Here is a 16,549-nt window from a genome sequence, read left to right on the forward strand (position 1 = left end):
TTTGGTTATTGGTTCTGAACCAGTTAGTCATGAATAATTTCCTGACTAATATACTTCTGGCTAATTAATTTATGTTTTCAATGATCTTAAGCGGGCTCATCTGTGGCGCGCTGCTTGGCTTTGTCATGCAACGTGGGCGATTCTGTCTGACGGGCGGCTTTCGCGATATGTATATTGCGAAAAACAATCGTATGTTCTATGCGCTACTGATAGCCATTTCTGTGCAAAGCGTGGGTGTCTTTGCGCTGATCCAGGCGGGTGTACTCAGCTATGATGCCGGCACCTTCCCATGGCTGGGAACCGTTGTTGGTGGCTATGTCTTTGGTATCGGAATTGTTTATGCGGGCGGGTGTGCTACTGGAACCTGGTATCGTGCAGGAGAAGGGCTTATCGGTAGCTGGATTGCGCTGTTTACCTATATGGTGATGAGTGCGGTGATGCGCTCTACGCATGCGAGTGGGCTGAATCAGGCGCTGAAAACCTACAGTACTGAGCATAACTCCATTGCCGATACGTTGAACCTGTCCGTATGGCCACTGATCGCTATTCTGCTGGCGGTTACATTGTGGGTGGTGGCGAAAGAGCTGAGAAAACCAAAATTGAAAGTCGCTACGCTACCGCCTCGTCGTACCGGCCTTGCGCATATTTTGTTTGAGAAGCGCTGGCATCCATTTGTTACTGCGGTTCTGATCGGGCTGATTGCGCTGTTGGCATGGCCGTTGAGCGAAGCAACCGGACGAATGTTTGGCCTGGGTATCACGTCACCAACCGCCAATATTTTGCAATTCCTTGTCGCAGGCGACAGTAAGTTTATTAACTGGGGAGTGTTCCTGGTGCTGGGCATTTTTCTCGGCTCATTTATTGCAGCGAAAGCCAGTCGCGAATTTCGCGTTCGTGCGGCCGACGCACCCACCACGCTGCGTAGCGGTTTTGGCGGTCTGTTAATGGGCTTTGGTGCCAGCATCGCGGGGGGCTGTTCGATTGGCAACGGTCTGGTTATGACGGCGATGATGACCTGGCAGGGATGGGTTGGCCTGGTCTTTATGATTCTCGGCGTCTGGACTGCGTCATGGATTGTGTATATCAGACCGCAGCGTAAGGCAAAACTAACCGCTGCTGCGGCAAATTAAGCGTAAGGATTTGATGATGGCAATTAAAAAACTGGATGTGGTCACGCAGGTTTGTCCGTTTCCACTGATTGAAGCAAAAGCGGCACTGGCAGAAATGGCAAGTGGTGATGAACTGGTGATCGAGTTTGACTGTACCCAGGCAACTGAGGCAATTCCGCAATGGGCCGCCGAAGAGGGGCACGTGATTACTGATTATCAACAGGTGGGTGACGCCGCCTGGAGCATTACGGTGCAGAAAGCGTAAACACGATCCCTCCGCCGTCTGGCGGAGGGCATTTCATCTTCAGACTATCTCTTGCGCATACTGCCAGAGCGATTTCAGTAGTATCAGCTTCTCTTTGTTGTCAGCGTATTGCTGGCTCAACATCTGCAATTCATTCGCGTAATTTTGCAAAAACTCCGGTGTAAATACCTGACGACGATGATCCAGCCAGCGTTGCTGCTCCCCCTCATCCAGTGTTCCGGGGAAATTGCGTGCGCGATAATTAAACAGCAGTTTTTCAATGCGCTTATCGACGAAAGTGATGTCCAGTGCGGGTAAATTGCGAGGTTCGGTTTCCAGAACGATCTTCATTGCGGCACGGTCAGCATCGCTGAAAAAACCGTTGTATAACTGCGCATCTACGTTGTCCGATGGCGCAAAGGGTTCTGCTTCGGCAAAAATAGCCACCACTTTATCGCGCACCTGCGGGTTTTCACGCAGGACTTTAAGATTATCCAGGCAATGCTGGCGGTTAATACCGAGACGTTCGGCATCTTCCGGACGTAATGTATTAGCCTGTGCCAGAACCGGACATTTGTTGATATGCACCAGTTTAACTGGCACTGCTGCGTTATCTCCCAGATCGGCTTTGGCGGTGTAAAGACGCTCGCGCAGGGTGTCGCTATCCAGTTCAAGCAAGGGAGAGATATCACCGGCTAAGTCGACCATAATAACTGCATTACGATTATCCGGATGCCAGGCGAGCGGGGCAACCCAACTGGTGTTACTTCGCCATGCACCGAACATACCAGATACATGCACTAAGGGCTTCATTTGTGGGACATCAATCAATGCTGCCAGCTTGTGTTTATTACGGTGGCTGTAGAGATAGTCAAACAGACGAGGTTGACGTGACTTTACGAGTTGCGCCATGGCAATCGTGGCATACACGTCTGCCATTGCATCGTGGGCATTAGCATGCTCAATTCCGTTGGCGCGGGTCAGATGCTCAAGGCGAAAACTGGGTAGCCCGTCGTCGTTTTCTGGCCAGTTGATCCCTTCCGGTCGTAGCGCATAGCAGGCGCGCATTACATCCAGCAAATCCCAGCGAGAATTGTCGTTCTGCCAGCTCCAGGCGTAGGGATCATAAAAATTGCGATACAGGATATTACGTGTCACTTCATCATCGAAGCGCACATTGTTATACCCGAGGATACACGTTTTCGGCACGGTAAACAGCGCATGGATGCGGGCAGCAAATGCGGCTTCGTTCTCACCCTTATCACGTGCTTCTTGCGGCGTAATACCGGTTATCAGCACCGCTTCAGGTTGTGGCAGATAGTCGTCGGCGGGCTTGCAGTAAAAGACTTCGGGATCGCCAATGATATTGAAATCGCTATCTGTGCGGATGGCCGCAAACTGCGCGGGTCTGTCCAGTGCCGGATGGGTACCAAAGGTCTCGTAATCGTGGAAGAGAAAACCAGGTTGCTGCTTGCCGTCATTCATTGTTCAGTTATGTCCGGGATCAATTTAGCGCTTATCTAAGAATACCAAAAAATAGCGCGGTAATCAGCAACGGGATTATCAATGCTCGGCGGTGGCCGCAATAAAATTGCGGTAAACGTGATTAAAATAAAACGAATTAATAGATTTGGAGTTTTAATGATATTTCATGAAATAAGGTCACGTTATCGTGTAAGTTTATAAATAAGCTGATTGATAACTATTATTGTTATTTTTACGTTTGCCAGTGCGTTCTGGAAACTTTAAAACTCTTTTATAAACAATAGGTTCTATTCTTGCCGGTTAACGAAATTTCATTGTAATGAAATGTGAGTAAGGTTAAAAATTAATAATTTAAAGGCCATATAATCATTGGATATATCTAATAACAGGAGGTTATATGGGCATTAGTCGGCGTAATTTTTTGCGGGGCGTGGGTATTGGCTGCTCGGCCTGTGCAATAGGCAGTTTCCCACCTGGCGCACTGGCGCGAAATTCGCCAGCGAGTATTAAAGGGAAAACATCCCTGACGCCAAGTCTGTGTGAAATGTGTTCCTTTCGCTGTCCAATTCAGGCTCAGGTGATTAATAATAAAACAGTTTTTATCCAGGGAAACCCTAATGCCCCTCAGCAAGGCACGCGCGTTTGTGCTCGCGGGGGCAGCGGTGTTAGCCTGGTAAACGACCCGCACCGGATTGTGAAACCGATGAAACGCACCGGGCCGCGTGGCAGTGGCGAATGGCAGGTCATTAGCTGGCAACAGGCGTATCAAGAAATTGCCGAAAAGATGACAGCAATAAAAAATCAATACGGGCCGCAGGGCGTTGTCTTCTCCTCTAAATCCGGTTCGCTTTCCAGCCATTTATTTCATTTGGCGACGGCTTTTGGCTCACCAAATACCTTCACGCACGCTTCAACTTGCCCAGCAGGTAAAGCCATTGCCGCCAAAGTGATGATGGGTGGGGATTTAGCAATGGATATCGCCAATACCCGCTACATGGTCTCTTTTGGACATAACCTCTATGAAGGGATTGAGGTTGCCGATACACATGAACTGATGACCGCACAAGAGAAGGGCGCGAAGATGGTCAGCTTCGACCCCCGACTGTCGGTATTTTCCAGTAAGGCGGATGAATGGCATGCGATTAAACCGGGGGGAGACTTACCGGTGCTGATGGCGATGTGCCACGTCATGATTACTGAAAAATTGTATGACGCGGGATTCGTTGAACGCTATACAACAGGTTTTGACCAACTGGCAGAGGCGGTACAAGAGGCCACGCCGGAATGGGCACAAAAGTTGGCCGACGTGCCTGCAGATGTTATTACCCGGGTGACTCGTGAAATGGCGGCCTGCGCACCCCATGCTATTGTCAGTCCTGGTCACCGTGCGACCTTTTCGCAGGAAGAGATCGACATGCGGCGCATGATTTTCACCCTCAACGTGCTGCTGGGAAATATTGAGCGCGAAGGCGGCATGTACCAGAAAAAAGCCGCTGCAACCTACAATAAGCTGGCGGGAGAGAAGGTGGCTCCGGTGCTGGCGAAACCGGATGCCAAACTCCCTAAGCCAACGGCGCAGCGTATTGACCTGGTCGCGCCACAATTCAAATACATCGCTGCGGGTGGTGGGGTGGTGCAGAGCATTATCGATGCTGTGTCAAACCAGACGCCTTATCCGGTGAAAGGATGGATTATGTCCCGGCATAACCCTTTTCAAACTGTGACCTGTCGGCCGGATCTGGTCAAAACCGTTGAGCAGTTGGATCTGGTGGTAAGCTGCGATGTCTATTTAAGCGAAAGCGCGGCCTATGCCGATTACTTGCTACCTGAATGCACCTACCTCGAACGCGATGAAGAAGTCTCTGATATGTCGGGGCTGAATCCGGCCTATGCGCTGCGCCAGCAGGTTGTCGAGCCTATTGGTGATGCGCGCCCAAGCTGGCAAATCTGGAAAGAGCTGGGCGAGCAACTGGGTCTTGGGCAGTACTATCCGTGGCAAGATATGCAAGTACGCCAGCTGTATCAGCTCAATGGTGACCATGCGTTATCTGCTGAACTGCGCCAGAAAGGGTATCGGGAGTGGGGCGTTCCACTGTTGCTGCGCGAACCTGAATCGGTACGCCAGTTTACTGCGCAGTATCCGGGAGCAGTGGCCGTTGACAATGACGGTACGTATGGCGAACAACTGCGCTTCAAATCCCCATCCGGAAAAATCGAACTTTATTCTGAAGAACTGGAAACACTCCTGCCGGGCTATGGTATTCCTCGTGCACGCAATTTTGCGCTCAAGGCCGACAATGAACTCTATTTCATTCAAGGCAAAGTCGCGGTTCACACCAATGGCGCGACGCAATATGTTCCATTACTCAGCGAGCTGATGTGGGATAACGCGGTGTGGATCCACCCGAAAACGGCTGGAGAAAAAGGGATTAAAAGCGGCGATGACATCTGGCTTGAAAATGCGACGGGTAAGGAGAAAGGCAAAGCGCTGGTCACTGCTGGTATTCGACCCGATACGCTGTTCGTCTATATGGGATTCGGCGCCAAGGCCGGCGCAAAAACCGCAGCGACAACGCATGGGATCCACTGTGGCAACTTGCTTCCACATGTGACCAGTCCGGTATCCGGCACGGTGGTCCACACCGCTGGCGTTACGCTTCGTCGGGCATGAGAAAGGAGAACATCATGAATCAGTCAACAAATCCGTATGTCATGCTGCATGACGAGAAACGCTGTATTGGTTGTCAGGCGTGCACGGTTGCCTGCAAAGTCCTGAATGACGTGCCAGAAGGTTTTAGCCGGCTGCAGGTGCAGATCCGCTCACCGGAAAATGAACCTGAGGTGCTGTCTCACTTCCAGTTTGTCCGCGTCTCCTGCCAGCACTGTGAAGATGCGCCTTGTGTCAGCGTCTGCCCGACTGGCGCTTCGTTTCGGGACGAAAACGGCATTGTGCAGGTGGACAAGTCACGCTGTATTGGCTGTGATTATTGCGTTGCCGCCTGTCCGTTCCATGTGCGCTACCTGAACCCACAAACAGGAATTGCAGATAAATGTAACTTTTGCGCGGATACCCGTCTGGACGCTGGACAATCGCCTGCCTGTGTTTCCGTATGCCCTACGGATGCGCTGAGGTTTGGTCGCCGTGATGACCCTGAAATTCAGCACTGGATTCACCAAAAAGAGGTTTACCGTCAGCAGGATACGCGTAGCGGTGCAGTAAGCATTTTCCGGCGTAAAGAGATTCATCAGGAGGGAAAAGTATGAATTCTATCTGGGGAGCAGAGCTTAACTATGCGCCAGACTACTGGCCGCTGTGGCTCATTTATGCAGGTGTAGTCATTCTGTTGATGATTGCCGGTTTGGTGATACATGCACTGCTGCGTCGAATGCTGGCACCCAAAACGGCTGCTGGAGAAGAGCACCGTGACTACCTTTACTCATTGGCTGTCCGCCGTTGGCACTGGGGAAATGCGCTGCTTTTTATTCTGCTTCTGCTAAGCGGTTTGTTCGGCCATTTTTCTATCGGACCGGTAGCTCTGATGGTGCAGGTGCACACCTGGTGTGGATTCGCATTACTGGCTTTCTGGATTGGCTTCGTCATGATCAATGCCACCAGCGGCAACGGTTGCCACTATCGTGTGCAATTCAGCGGGCTGATAAAGCGTTGTCTGCTGCAAACGCGTTTTTATCTGTATGGGATAATGAAAGGTGAGGCACATCCGTTTGCGGCAACAGCGGAGAATAAATTTAACCCCCTGCAACAGTTAGCCTATCTGGCCATCATGTATGCGTTGGTTCCGCTGTTAATCATTACCGGGTTGCTCTGTCTTTACCCGCAGATTATCGGCGCCGGGCCGGTGGTACTGGTGCTGCATATGGTGTTGGCGATTGTTGGCATTCTGTTCATTTGTGCACATATTTACCTGTGCACATTGGGTGACACGCCGGGGCAAATCTTTCGCAGCATGATTGACGGCTATCACCGTCATCGCAGCCATCATGCAGAAACCGCATCACATAAAGGCTAATCCTGCGCGTATTTTGCAGGGGAAGCCCGTCTGACATTCTTTCTTTAACAGCAAGAAAATGTGCCTTATGTCACATTTTCTTGCAATTTATCCATGTTTGTTCGGCAGAACTTCCGTAAAAAGAACGGCTATTTCTCCTGGTTATGAGGACATGCTGTTGAAACGCCGTTTGTTTATTGCCGCTTCGCTATTCGCGATAAGTTTTTCGTCCGCTCATGCGACTGATGTCGCCAGTTTTGCACCCCGGCCTCCTGCCATCAATGCTGGCGCGTGGGTGCTTATGGACTACACCACGGGCCAAATCCTGACTGCCGGTAATGAACACCAGCAACGCAACCCCGCCAGCCTGACCAAGTTAATGACCGGCTATGTTGTCGATCGTGCGATTGATAGCCATCGCATTAGCCCAACGGATATCGTCACTGTCGGACGTGACGCATGGGCGAAAGATAATCCGGTGTTTGTCGGCTCATCATTAATGTTCCTGAAAGAAGGCGATCGCGTTTCAGTACGTGATTTAAGCCGTGGCTTAATTGTTGATTCCGGCAATGATGCATGCGTGGCGCTGGCTGATTACATCGCGGGTGGACAGCCACAGTTTGTCGCGATGATGAACAGTTATGTTGAGAAGCTGAAGCTTAAAGATACACATTTCGAAACGGTGCATGGGCTGGACGCGCCAGGCCAGCATAGCTCGGCCTACGATCTGGCCGTGTTGTCCCGGGCGATTATTCACGGGGAACCTGAGTTCTATCACATGTACAGTGAGAAGAGTCTTACCTGGAACGGTATCACGCAGCAAAACCGTAACGGACTGCTGTGGGATAAAACGATGAACATCGATGGCCTGAAGACCGGGCACACATCCGGGGCAGGATTTAACCTGATTGCCTCCGCAGTTGATGGACAGCGTCGCTTGATTGCCGTGGTCATGGGCGCCGAGAGCGCGAAAGGACGCGAGGATCAGGCACGCAAACTGCTGCAGTGGGGGCAACAAAATTTTGATACGGTGCAGGTGTTGCGTAGCGGTAAGCAAGTCGGCGTCGAACGAATCTGGTATGGCGATAAAGAAAACATTAGCCTCGGCACCGAGCAGGATTTCTGGATGGCGCTACCTAAGGCTGAAGTCCAGAATATCAAAGCAAAATATGTTCTTGATAAGAAAGAACTGGTAGCGCCTATTGCCGCGCATCAACGCGTGGGGGAAATTGAACTCTATGACAGGGATAAGCTGGTGGCGCATTGGCCACTGGTCACCCTGGAATCGGTCAGTAAAGGCGGCGTATTTTCGCGTCTGAGCGATTACTTCCACCATAAGGTGTAATTTTTCACCCATGCTACTGACTGGCAAGAGTGCGAAACTGCTCACATAATAATCACTATTTCCTTGTGGCCGTAATACACAAAAATTACACTGTATATAAATACAGTGTAATGACGGAGGTTATATGGAGTACGAGATAAAGCAGGTCGATAAACGCAGGATTGCCGGTTTTCACATGGTTGGACCGTGGGAGCAAACGGTAAAGCAGGGTTTTGAGCAGTTAGTCATGTGGGTGGATGACAAGCAGATAGTGCCGCTGGAATGGATCGCCGTTTATTACGACAACCCGGATGTTGTGCCTGCTGACAAACTGCGCTGCGATACTGTGGTTTCCGTCGCAGAGAATTTCGAGATCCCAGAGAACAGCGAAGGAGTGATACTGACTGAACTGGCCGGTGGTGAGTATGCTATTGCTGTTGCTCGTGTTGAAAATCATGACTTTGCGACGCCATGGTATCAATTTTTTAATCTTCTGCTGCAGGACGCAACATACCAGATAGCAGCCAAACCCTGTTTTGAGATTTATATGAATAATGGCATGGAAGACGGTTACTGGGACATCGAAATGTATGTGCCAGTACAGCCGAAGTAGCTGTTTTTTGCGTAAATCAGGGTGAAAGTCCTGCTGATAACGGTGATGTTTTCACTAAAAAAGCAGGTACAATTCTGTTCTTTGCTATTCCCTGACGGAGTGGATGAGTGCGTGCCGATAAGTCGCTGAGTCCTTTTGAAATTCGTTTGTATCGTCATTATCGCGTGGTGCACGGTATTCGCATTGCGCTGGCGTTTCTTCTTACTTTTCTGTTGGTTCGCCTGCTGGATATTCCTGAAGGTACATGGCCTCTGATCACGCTGGTGGTGATTATGGGGCCCATTTCATTCTGGGGTAACGTCGTCCCAAGAGCGCTTGAACGCATTGGCGGGACGATTCTGGGCTCAGTACTTGGGCTGGTTGCTCTGCGTCTCGAACTCCTGTCACTTCCGCTTATGCTGATATGGTGCGCAGTGGCGATGTTTCTCTGCGGCTGGCTGGCATTAGGTAAAAAACCCTATCAGGCATTGCTGATTGGCATAACGCTTGCCGTCGTCGTCGGGGCTCCCGCGGGTGACATGAATACAGCGTTGTGGCGCGGTGGCGACGTGATTTTGGGATCGTTACTGGCGATGCTGTTTACCGGTATCTGGCCGCAGCGGGCATTTATTCACTGGCGTATTCAACTGGCGCATTGTGTCACGGGGTATAACCGGGTGTATCAGGCTGCGTTGTCACCTAACTTGCTCGAACAGCCCCGACTGGAGAAGCATTTACAACAACTACTGAGTGACGTTGTCAAAATGCGTGGACTAATTGTTCCTGCCAGTAAAGAGACCCACATCCAAAAATCAATCTTTGAAGCTATTCAGACGGTTAACCGCAATCTGGTGTGCATGCTTGAGCTGCAGATCAACGCGCTGTGGGCGACGCGTACCAGCCACTTTGTGATGCTGAACGCGCATACCCTGCGTGAAACTCAGCTCAGAACGCAACAGGCGCTACTGACGATCGCTCATGCGCTTTATGAAGGCAATCCACAGCCGATACTCGCCAATACGGAAAAACTCAACGACACCGTGGAGGAGTTGCGCCAACTCATCGCTGAGCATAAAGGCGATAATGTTGCTGAAACACCTATTCACGGCTATGTCTGGTTGAATATGGAGATGGCACGGCAACTGGAATTGCTCTCACATTTAATTTGTCGCGCGCTGCGCAAATAAAGAGCAGATGAGGGGATTGGTTCTACTGCTGCTTCGATTCAGCAAAGATTAAGGGTATGATATTGAAAAAGGCTAAAACCATTGGTAACTGCAATGGCTTTACCCTCGATAATTCAGGTTTCAGCCATGCATTATCAATGCAGATGCAACTTGAAGTATGGCGGGCATGAAAGTAATGTTGACCCACTTTAGCCGTTGTTTTAACGAATCCGAATCTCACATTATCAGGGGTGTAAAAATGGAAACTACCAAGCCTTCTTTCCAGGACGTGCTGGAATTTGTTCGTCTGTTCCGTCGTAAAAACAAACTGCAACGTGAAATCCAGGACGTTGAGAAAAAGATCCGTGACAACCAGAAACGCGTCCTGCTGCTGGACAACCTGAGCGACTACATCAAGCCGGGCATGAGCGTTGATGCTATCCAGGGCATCATCGCCAGCATGAAAAGCGACTATGAAGATCGTGTAGATGATTACATCATCAAAAATGCAGAGATCTCTAAAGAGCGTCGTGATATCTCTAAAAAGCTGAAAGCCATGGGTGAAGTGAAAAACGGCGAAGCGAAAGCAGAGTAACGTTTTATGGCAGTAGGGGGCACTGCTAAGCAGTGGCCCCTACTGTAGTTTTACCCCACCTGTTACCATCCGCAGTAAATGCTGCTCAGGCCAGTGAGTTGTCAGTTTTTTCTGTGCCAGCATCCATTTGATGTAATCAACATCATGACGTTTTCTGTCCAGCATCAGACCCACCACGCTGCCGCTGTGCGCAACATTCACCCCGTATAAATCACATTCTTCTACCAGCGCCAATAGCGAATCGAAATCTGGTTTTGGCAACAACATTTGGCTGGCGATTGCGCTAAGCGTGGCCGCCTCTCCCATTCGATAGGGATTTTGACTAATACAGGCTTCCTGTACTTTTTCCCATGCGCGTTTAAGCGCGGGAGCACCTGCCTGTAGCCCGGGCTGGCGGGGAATGCGGTGATAATCCGCGGTACGTAGTGTTTCCGGGCTTTCCAGAACCAACAGGTCAAGCTGGGGCTGCGCTTCACAGGGAATTTGCGTAGAGGCGTCGTTATGATCGAAAAGGGTTAACTGATGGAAAACGGTGCTGTCGGTAGGTTCAAGAGAAACGCAAAGCTGCGCCAGTGTAGGTTCATCTAGCTGATGACCCAGAAAATGAGCGGTGGCAAGCGCGGTGGCGGCAATATCCGCGGTGCTACTGGCCATTCCTTTCGCAATGGGAATCGTTGACTGGATATCTATTCGAATATCCTGACTGATATGCGCCGGGTAGTGCCAGTGCTGCAATAACCGGTCAACCATCGCTCGCGACAGTGGCCGTTCATCCACCTGTGGTGAACCAGAGCTGACCTCGACGGTGCTATACCATTCAACCGGGCAGGAGACTAGTTTCTCACTGCCCAGAATCCAGCCCTGGATAAGTTCTCCGCACGATGCGGGACATTGCGCAACAGCCACGTCTTCACCTTTGTGATCAGCAATCCTCGGCGCATAGTGTCATGGCGATCGCGCTATTACCATGATTTGCCGCAATTTGCGGTGCGGCAGGATTAAGCAGGAATGCCCAATGTCACAGTTTCTGATATCGCTATACGCATAACATCCTGCGCGATCATCAACTCTTCATTGGTATTTATAACGGCCACTTTGACCAGCGCAGTTTCAGTTTGAATAAAGGTTGCGTTGCGCTGATTTTTTTCATCATCAACGGCCAGACCTAAGAAATTCAGATTGTGGCAAATCGCAGCGCGTGCTCGGGCTGAGTTTTCACCAATTCCACCCGTAAATACCAAAGCATCTAGGCCGCCCATCTGCATAATATAACTGCCTATTGTGGCGCGAATTCGTTCTGCAAACAGCGTAAGTGCGAGTGCAGCCTGTGAGTTGCCTTCATCTGCGGCGCGTTCAACATCACGATAGTCTGATGAGATACCGGAAACCCCAAGTAATCCCGACTCATTGTTAAGGAGTTGGTTAAGTTGCTGCGGTGTTTTGCCTTCACGCAGGGCAATCCACGGCAAAATAGACGGGTCAATATCTCCGCTGCGCGTACCCATCATCACGCCAGACTGTGGTGTAAAACCCATCGAGGTATTCACCGATTTTCCACCCTTGATGGCACAGATGCTGCTGCCATTACCAAGATGACAACATACGACGCGCAGTGCGCTGAGCGGGACACCCAGCTTTTCAGCCAACGCGGTACTGACGTATTTGTGGCTGGTACCATGAAAACCGTAACGCCGAATTCCTAGCTCTGAGTAATAGCGCCAGGGCAGAGGATAAATAAAAGAAGGCTCAGTCAGCGTCTGATGAAAAGCAGTGTCAAAAACTGCAACGGCAGGGGCTTCGGGTAATAACTGACGAAAAACGGCGATCCCCAGCGCATTAACCGGGTTATGCAGTGGCGCCAGTTCTGCAAGGCGTTCTATTTCGGCCAGTGTTTCATCGTTGACGAGGGCGGAGTCTTTAAAAGACTCACCACCATGTGCGACGCGATGACCGACGCCATCGATCTCTTCCAGACTCTTGATGATGTTCAGGCTAAGCAGTTTTTCCAGTAACAGCGTTACTGCTTCACGGTGATCGGCAACGGGTAACGTCTCCTGCCATTTCTGTACGGGTGTTTTAAGCGTGACCTGCGCGTCAGACATCCCGATACGTTCAATCAGTCCCTGGCAGATCATTTCACCCTGCGGCATCGCCAGTAACTGAAACTTAAGTGAAGAGCTACCCGCGTTTATGGCCATTATTTTATGAGACATGACGGTTCCTTTGCATTCAGAAAAATGAACATCTCATCGACCCCGGTATTTTCCAGCGCGCTGGTGATAAACACGTTCTGCGCTCCTGCCTGCACCAACCAGCTTTCTACGAGTGAAATCCTCTGAGGGTTAGCTAAATCGGCTTTGGTAACGAGGCCGATAACAGGTCTGTTCATTGGGCCAGTAAAGCCGGGAGAAAAAGGTGACCATGGGGCGTCGGCATTCAGTACCAGAGCGATAATGTCGGCTTCGCAGGCGCTGGCCAGTAACGCACTGTACAGGCAGCGGTTCTCAAGATATTCACCCGGCGTGTCTATTGTCGTTGGCGACCAGACAATCGCCTGAGTTTTCTGGTAATGAAGTGCTTCTCCGCGCAGGCATTGTGTGAGCGAGGTTTTACCGCACTGGCTGGGGCCAATTAGCATGATGCGTTTCATGTGGTTACGTCCGGGTAATAGGGCACGCAGTAAAACGCATCATTTCGCCAAGCGTTCTGGTTACCTGTTTCAGCGCGTACTCAACGGCTGAAACATCACCCGTCAGTACGACTGCACCGGTAAAACGATCGAGAAATCCGATCTCTACCGCACCAGATTTCGTGGCAATATCACAGGCGATAATTGAGGCTTCACTGGGCGTAATGGTTAAAATACCAATGGCCGAGACTGAATCCTGCAACCCCAACTTTTTGAATAAATCCTTACCTGGATTAGCAATAAGGTGCGCCAGCGTGACCTGCTTGCCGGGTACGTATTCCTGGATCATGCGATCCGTCGGCGGTTGTCTGTCCATTATCCCTCCACTATTTGCCGCCACATGCTTTCATGCGGGCGTGGTATGACGGAGCGATAAACCAGCAGACCTTTTTCCCCGGCGCTTTCGCTGGCGACTGTCACGGCGTTATTGACATCGGAAACATCGCCCGCGACAACCATGTAGCATTTACCACCAATACCGAATGCCATATGTACCCGTACCAGCGTGACATTGGACGCTTTAACTGCACGATCGGCGGCACAGATACAAGCCGCTACGCTCCAGGTTTCAACAATCCCGACGGCCTGATGCTTATCCACACTGTTAAGACCGCTAATTGCCGGGAGAACGCTGGCATGAATGTTTGGGAGCACCAGACTGTCGACGAGCATATCGCCAGCAAGAGACGTCCCTGTTGCAATGGCCTGCTGCACTGCGCCTACGTCACCCCCGAGCATCAGTAAAAACTTTCCAGGGCAGATGGTTTTGCTGACCAGCAAATTCACATTCGCGCTTTTTAGCATCGCATCACCGGCTTCCATCCCTTTGGCGATGCTGGTGAGTTCTAAAATCCCTATAGCCTGAGACATGATTAACCTCTTATTACCGTGATGGATTGCCCGGTTATCTCGCTGACAAGACCGTCAATACTGGCGTGGACAGGTGCGCCTAACGCGCCCTCGGGTACATCAGCAACACATTGGCCGCGAACTACACGTTCACCTTTTTGCACGCAGGGGATAGCACTGGCGCCAATATGCTGGCGTAACAGTAGTGTTGTTTCGTCTGTGGTGTAATCTGCCTCAGACAAGGGCGCGTCGCGGTACCAATCGCTGAGGCCAAGTTTGGTGATAAGTCGTTTAACCGGAATCAAACGGTACTTCGCCATTTCGTCTTCAGGATTTAGTGGTCCCTCATAACGATGGTTAAGCGCCCGTAGTTCACGTTTGAGCATACGGTTGATACGCATCGGTGAAATGCCCACCGGACAAGCCACACTTTCACAGACATTGCATTCTGAACAGGTCAGGGCAGTGAGCAGCAACTGCGGTGTGGCTGCCTGTTGGTAGTTCACTGCGCGAACCAGCAGATGCGGTGATAGTTCATGACCGATTAGGTGTCTTGGGCATAAATCAGTGCACAGACGACATTGCTCGCAAACGGTTTTTGCAACCGCAAGCACGGTGCGTTCGTCCTGAATTCGTCGTTGAATCAGCGCATGGGATTTGGGCAATACCAGTAGCCCCCCGGTGGTCTTGCTCACGGGAGTATCGAGCGAAGTAATCAGGCCACCCATCATCGGACCGCCGTTGATAAAACCAGGATCGTCAACGGTGGCGCCACCCGCCAGTGCCAGGACTTCGCGTAAAGACATACCGATGGGAACACTCAGCGTTAACGGTCTGGCGACCGCACCGTTGACGGTTAGCGTGCGACGGGTAACGGGGTACTGCTGTTCAACCGCTCTGGCGATATTGAGCACGGTCTGGACGTTATTGACCACCACGCCTACGCTAACGGGCAGCGCGGCTGGAGGAACCCGTCGTCCCGTTGCCATCCAGATGGTCAGCACCTCGTCACCGGCCGGATACACATCGGGTAAAATATGTAACCTGATGTTGGTCGGTAAAAGTGGTGTTAACGCATTGATGGCCTTTTGATATTTTTCTTTGAGGGCAATAATGCCTGTATTGGCCCCTGTTGCTGTCATGGCATACTGAACGCCACGTATCAGCCTCGCCGCTTGCACCGCCATTAATTGTTGATCGACTTTCAGCATTGGCTCGCATTCTGCGGCGTTCACCAGAAACGTATCAACCTGCGCCTGGAGTTTAACGTGTGCAGGAAACCCTGCACCACCGGCCCCAACCACGCCTGCTGCACGCACGCGATCGCGTATCGTTTGTGCGTCATAAAGAACATGTTCTGCCGTCATGGCTGTATTCATAATAATTCCTCAAGCAGTTCCTGAATGGCACTGGCATCGGCTACGCGGGGATTGGTTTGCAACGTGACATCAGCCAGCGCGGCCTGAACCATCGCCGGTATACGTTGCGACCAGGTATGCTTCTCGTCTTTCAGTGCATCAATAAATGCCGGTACTGCGCACTGTTTTTTGAGTTGTTCAATATGATGAATAAGTGCATTGAGTGCCGCCGTATCATTCGCACTATCCGGGCATAAATGGCAGGCTTTCGCAAAACGGGCGTAGCGCTTTGCCGCCCGTGGGTCGCGTGCATTAAACTGAATGACACAAGTGAGTAACAGTGCGTTAGCCAGCCCATGGGGTAAGTGAAACTGACCACCGAGCTGATGGGCAATAGCGTGATTGATGCCCAGCCCCGCCTGGCTAAATGCCATCCCTGCCAATGTAGATGCATTGTGCATTTTCCCCCGAGTTGCCAGGCAATCGCCTTTGCTAACCGCAACAGGTAGGTACTGGAAGACAATTTGCGCGGCTTTTTCCGCCAGCGCATCCGTGAAGTCACTGGCTTTTATCGATACATAGGCTTCCAGCGCATGTGTCAGGACATCCATACCGGTATTCGCAGTAATGGCAGGAGGGACGCTGACAACCAGCGTAGGATCAAGAATGGCCATGTCAGGGTAAAGGGCGTTATTAAATAGTGGATATTTAATACCTTTCTCCGGATCGCTGATCACGCAGGCGCTGGTTACTTCCGAGCCTGTACCGCTGGTGGTGGGAATGGCCACACAGGTTTCAATTTCAATACCAAACTGACGGCTGAACCAGACGATAGCTTTGGCGGCGTCAAGTGCGGAGCCACCACCAAAGCCAATCACCACATCCGGTTGCAGGGACTGCATTTGTGCAATCCCCTGGACTACCGTACCAATGGTTGGGTCGGGGGTGATATCACTGAAAATGCTGATGCGATTATCCGCGGGCAGCGTATTTTGCAGCTTTTCAATCAGGGGAGAACGTGCGAGAAAACCGTCGCAGATAATCCAGATATGTTTATTGGAGAAACGCTTAAGCACATCCAGACTTCCCTGGCCGCTGAACAATCGTGTTTGCAGTGAAAAGCTATTCATA

General features: G+C 51.0%; 17 protein-coding genes. 9 read left to right on the forward strand and 8 right to left on the reverse strand.

Annotated features, from left to right (window positions below; translation table 11 throughout):
- Positions 1–71 precede the first annotated feature (71 nt).
- Positions 72–1,130, forward strand: a complete 1,059-nt coding sequence (tsuA, locus tag NNO08_RS18985; protein WP_137382963.1) for a thiosulfate utilization transporter TsuA/YeeE — start codon at positions 72–74, stop codon at positions 1,128–1,130.
- A gap of 16 nt (positions 1,131–1,146) precedes the next feature.
- The gene (tsuB, locus tag NNO08_RS18990) at positions 1,147–1,374 is read left to right on the forward strand and encodes a thiosulfate utilization sulfurtransferase TsuB/YeeD (RefSeq protein ID WP_137383002.1); all 228 of its coding nucleotides are present in this window, start codon (positions 1,147–1,149) and stop codon (positions 1,372–1,374) included.
- A gap of 39 nt (positions 1,375–1,413) precedes the next feature.
- On the opposite strand, the gene sbcB is transcribed toward tsuB, so the two are convergent.
- Complete coding sequence (gene sbcB, locus NNO08_RS18995; RefSeq protein ID WP_271457326.1) at positions 1,414–2,838, reverse strand: exodeoxyribonuclease I; 1,425 nt, start codon at positions 2,836–2,838, stop codon at positions 1,414–1,416.
- Positions 2,839–3,235: 397 nt separating this feature from the next.
- Between sbcB and phsA the strand changes: the two genes are divergently transcribed.
- The 7 genes from phsA (at position 3,236) to NNO08_RS19030 (ending at position 10,522) form a co-directional block, all read left to right on the forward strand.
- Positions 3,236–5,509: a thiosulfate reductase PhsA gene (gene phsA, locus NNO08_RS19000; protein WP_271457327.1), complete on the forward strand. Its 2,274-nt coding sequence runs from the start codon at positions 3,236–3,238 to the stop codon at positions 5,507–5,509.
- A gap of 14 nt (positions 5,510–5,523) precedes the next feature.
- Positions 5,524–6,102 carry a thiosulfate reductase electron transport protein PhsB gene (phsB, locus tag NNO08_RS19005; protein WP_271455310.1) on the forward strand — a complete coding sequence of 193 codons (579 nt, stop codon included), beginning with the start codon at positions 5,524–5,526 and terminating at the stop codon, positions 6,100–6,102.
- Entirely contained in the window at positions 6,099–6,866 is a 768-nt protein-coding gene (gene phsC, locus NNO08_RS19010; RefSeq protein ID WP_271448979.1) for a thiosulfate reductase cytochrome B subunit, read from the forward strand. The genes phsB and phsC overlap by 4 nt, the downstream gene beginning before the upstream one ends.
- Before the next feature lie 151 nt (positions 6,867–7,017).
- Positions 7,018–8,190, forward strand: coding sequence for a serine-type D-Ala-D-Ala carboxypeptidase DacD (gene dacD, locus NNO08_RS19015; protein WP_271457328.1), 1,173 nt, complete (start codon positions 7,018–7,020; stop codon positions 8,188–8,190).
- A gap of 124 nt (positions 8,191–8,314) precedes the next feature.
- Positions 8,315–8,782 carry a DNA gyrase inhibitor SbmC gene (sbmC, locus tag NNO08_RS19020; RefSeq protein ID WP_005128054.1) on the forward strand — a complete coding sequence of 156 codons (468 nt, stop codon included), beginning with the start codon at positions 8,315–8,317 and terminating at the stop codon, positions 8,780–8,782.
- A gap of 107 nt (positions 8,783–8,889) precedes the next feature.
- Positions 8,890–9,948, forward strand: coding sequence for an FUSC family protein (locus NNO08_RS19025; RefSeq protein WP_271457329.1), 1,059 nt, complete (start codon positions 8,890–8,892; stop codon positions 9,946–9,948).
- A 238-nt stretch (positions 9,949–10,186) separates the two neighbouring features.
- Complete coding sequence (locus NNO08_RS19030) at positions 10,187–10,522, forward strand: DUF496 family protein (RefSeq protein WP_005128046.1); 336 nt, start codon at positions 10,187–10,189, stop codon at positions 10,520–10,522.
- 39 nt (positions 10,523–10,561) lie between these two features.
- Here NNO08_RS19030 and NNO08_RS19035 read toward each other — a convergent pair whose 3' ends face one another.
- The 7 genes from NNO08_RS19035 to NNO08_RS19065 all read right to left on the reverse strand — a co-directional run bounded on the left by NNO08_RS19035 (position 10,562) and on the right by NNO08_RS19065 (position 16,548).
- Positions 10,562–11,428: an L-threonine kinase gene (locus NNO08_RS19035; protein WP_137346225.1), complete on the reverse strand. Its 867-nt coding sequence runs from the start codon at positions 11,426–11,428 to the stop codon at positions 10,562–10,564.
- A 92-nt stretch (positions 11,429–11,520) separates the two neighbouring features.
- On the reverse strand, positions 11,521–12,735 hold the full coding sequence (locus tag NNO08_RS19040) for an acetate/propionate family kinase (RefSeq protein WP_271457330.1): 1,215 nt from the start codon (positions 12,733–12,735) through the stop codon (positions 11,521–11,523).
- A complete protein-coding gene (gene pduV, locus NNO08_RS19045) occupies positions 12,720–13,172 on the reverse strand; it encodes a propanediol utilization protein PduV (protein WP_271457331.1) in 453 nt (150 codons plus the stop codon). The genes NNO08_RS19040 and pduV overlap by 16 nt, the downstream gene beginning before the upstream one ends.
- 4 nt (positions 13,173–13,176) lie before the next feature.
- Positions 13,177–13,527 carry a propanediol utilization microcompartment protein PduU gene (pduU, locus tag NNO08_RS19050; RefSeq protein ID WP_048212006.1) on the reverse strand — a complete coding sequence of 117 codons (351 nt, stop codon included), beginning with the start codon at positions 13,525–13,527 and terminating at the stop codon, positions 13,177–13,179.
- The gene (pduT, locus tag NNO08_RS19055) at positions 13,527–14,081 is read right to left on the reverse strand and encodes a propanediol utilization microcompartment protein PduT (RefSeq protein ID WP_040231922.1); all 555 of its coding nucleotides are present in this window, start codon (positions 14,079–14,081) and stop codon (positions 13,527–13,529) included. The genes pduU and pduT overlap by 1 nt, the downstream gene beginning before the upstream one ends.
- 2 nt (positions 14,082–14,083) lie before the next feature.
- Entirely contained in the window at positions 14,084–15,439 is a 1,356-nt protein-coding gene (pduS, locus tag NNO08_RS19060; protein WP_271457332.1) for a cobalamin reductase PduS, read from the reverse strand.
- Entirely contained in the window at positions 15,436–16,548 is a 1,113-nt protein-coding gene (locus NNO08_RS19065; protein ID WP_271457333.1) for a 1-propanol dehydrogenase PduQ, read from the reverse strand. Before NNO08_RS19065 ends, pduS begins: the two co-directional genes overlap by 4 nt.
- Position 16,549: the final 1 nt, after the last annotated feature.

The organism is Citrobacter sp. Igbk 17 (assembly GCF_028069775.1).
Taxonomy (GTDB): domain Bacteria; phylum Pseudomonadota; class Gammaproteobacteria; order Enterobacterales; family Enterobacteriaceae; genus Citrobacter.

Excerpts from the sequence above, each read along its gene's own strand:
- phsC (WP_271448979.1), top strand. The coding sequence starts at position 6,099 with ATGAATTCTATCTGGGGAGCAGAGCTTAACTATGCGCCAGACTACTGG.
- pduT (WP_040231922.1), bottom strand. The coding sequence starts at position 14,081 with ATGTCTCAGGCTATAGGGATTTTAGAACTCACCAGCATCGCCAAAGGG.
- tsuA (WP_137382963.1), top strand. The coding sequence starts at position 72 with ATGTTTTCAATGATCTTAAGCGGGCTCATCTGTGGCGCGCTGCTTGGC.
- NNO08_RS19065 (WP_271457333.1), bottom strand. The coding sequence starts at position 16,548 with ATGAATAGCTTTTCACTGCAAACACGATTGTTCAGCGGCCAGGGAAGT.
- sbmC (WP_005128054.1), top strand. The coding sequence starts at position 8,315 with ATGGAGTACGAGATAAAGCAGGTCGATAAACGCAGGATTGCCGGTTTT.
- NNO08_RS19030 (WP_005128046.1), top strand. The coding sequence starts at position 10,187 with ATGGAAACTACCAAGCCTTCTTTCCAGGACGTGCTGGAATTTGTTCGT.
- phsA (WP_271457327.1), top strand. The coding sequence starts at position 3,236 with ATGGGCATTAGTCGGCGTAATTTTTTGCGGGGCGTGGGTATTGGCTGC.
- pduU (WP_048212006.1), bottom strand. The coding sequence starts at position 13,527 with ATGGACAGACAACCGCCGACGGATCGCATGATCCAGGAATACGTACCC.
- NNO08_RS19040 (WP_271457330.1), bottom strand. The coding sequence starts at position 12,735 with ATGTCTCATAAAATAATGGCCATAAACGCGGGTAGCTCTTCACTTAAG.
- dacD (WP_271457328.1), top strand. The coding sequence starts at position 7,018 with ATGCTGTTGAAACGCCGTTTGTTTATTGCCGCTTCGCTATTCGCGATA.
- sbcB (WP_271457326.1), bottom strand. The coding sequence starts at position 2,838 with ATGAATGACGGCAAGCAGCAACCTGGTTTTCTCTTCCACGATTACGAG.
- pduS (WP_271457332.1), bottom strand. The coding sequence starts at position 15,439 with ATGAATACAGCCATGACGGCAGAACATGTTCTTTATGACGCACAAACG.
- phsB (WP_271455310.1), top strand. The coding sequence starts at position 5,524 with ATGAATCAGTCAACAAATCCGTATGTCATGCTGCATGACGAGAAACGC.
- tsuB (WP_137383002.1), top strand. The coding sequence starts at position 1,147 with ATGGCAATTAAAAAACTGGATGTGGTCACGCAGGTTTGTCCGTTTCCA.
- pduV (WP_271457331.1), bottom strand. The coding sequence starts at position 13,172 with ATGAAACGCATCATGCTAATTGGCCCCAGCCAGTGCGGTAAAACCTCG.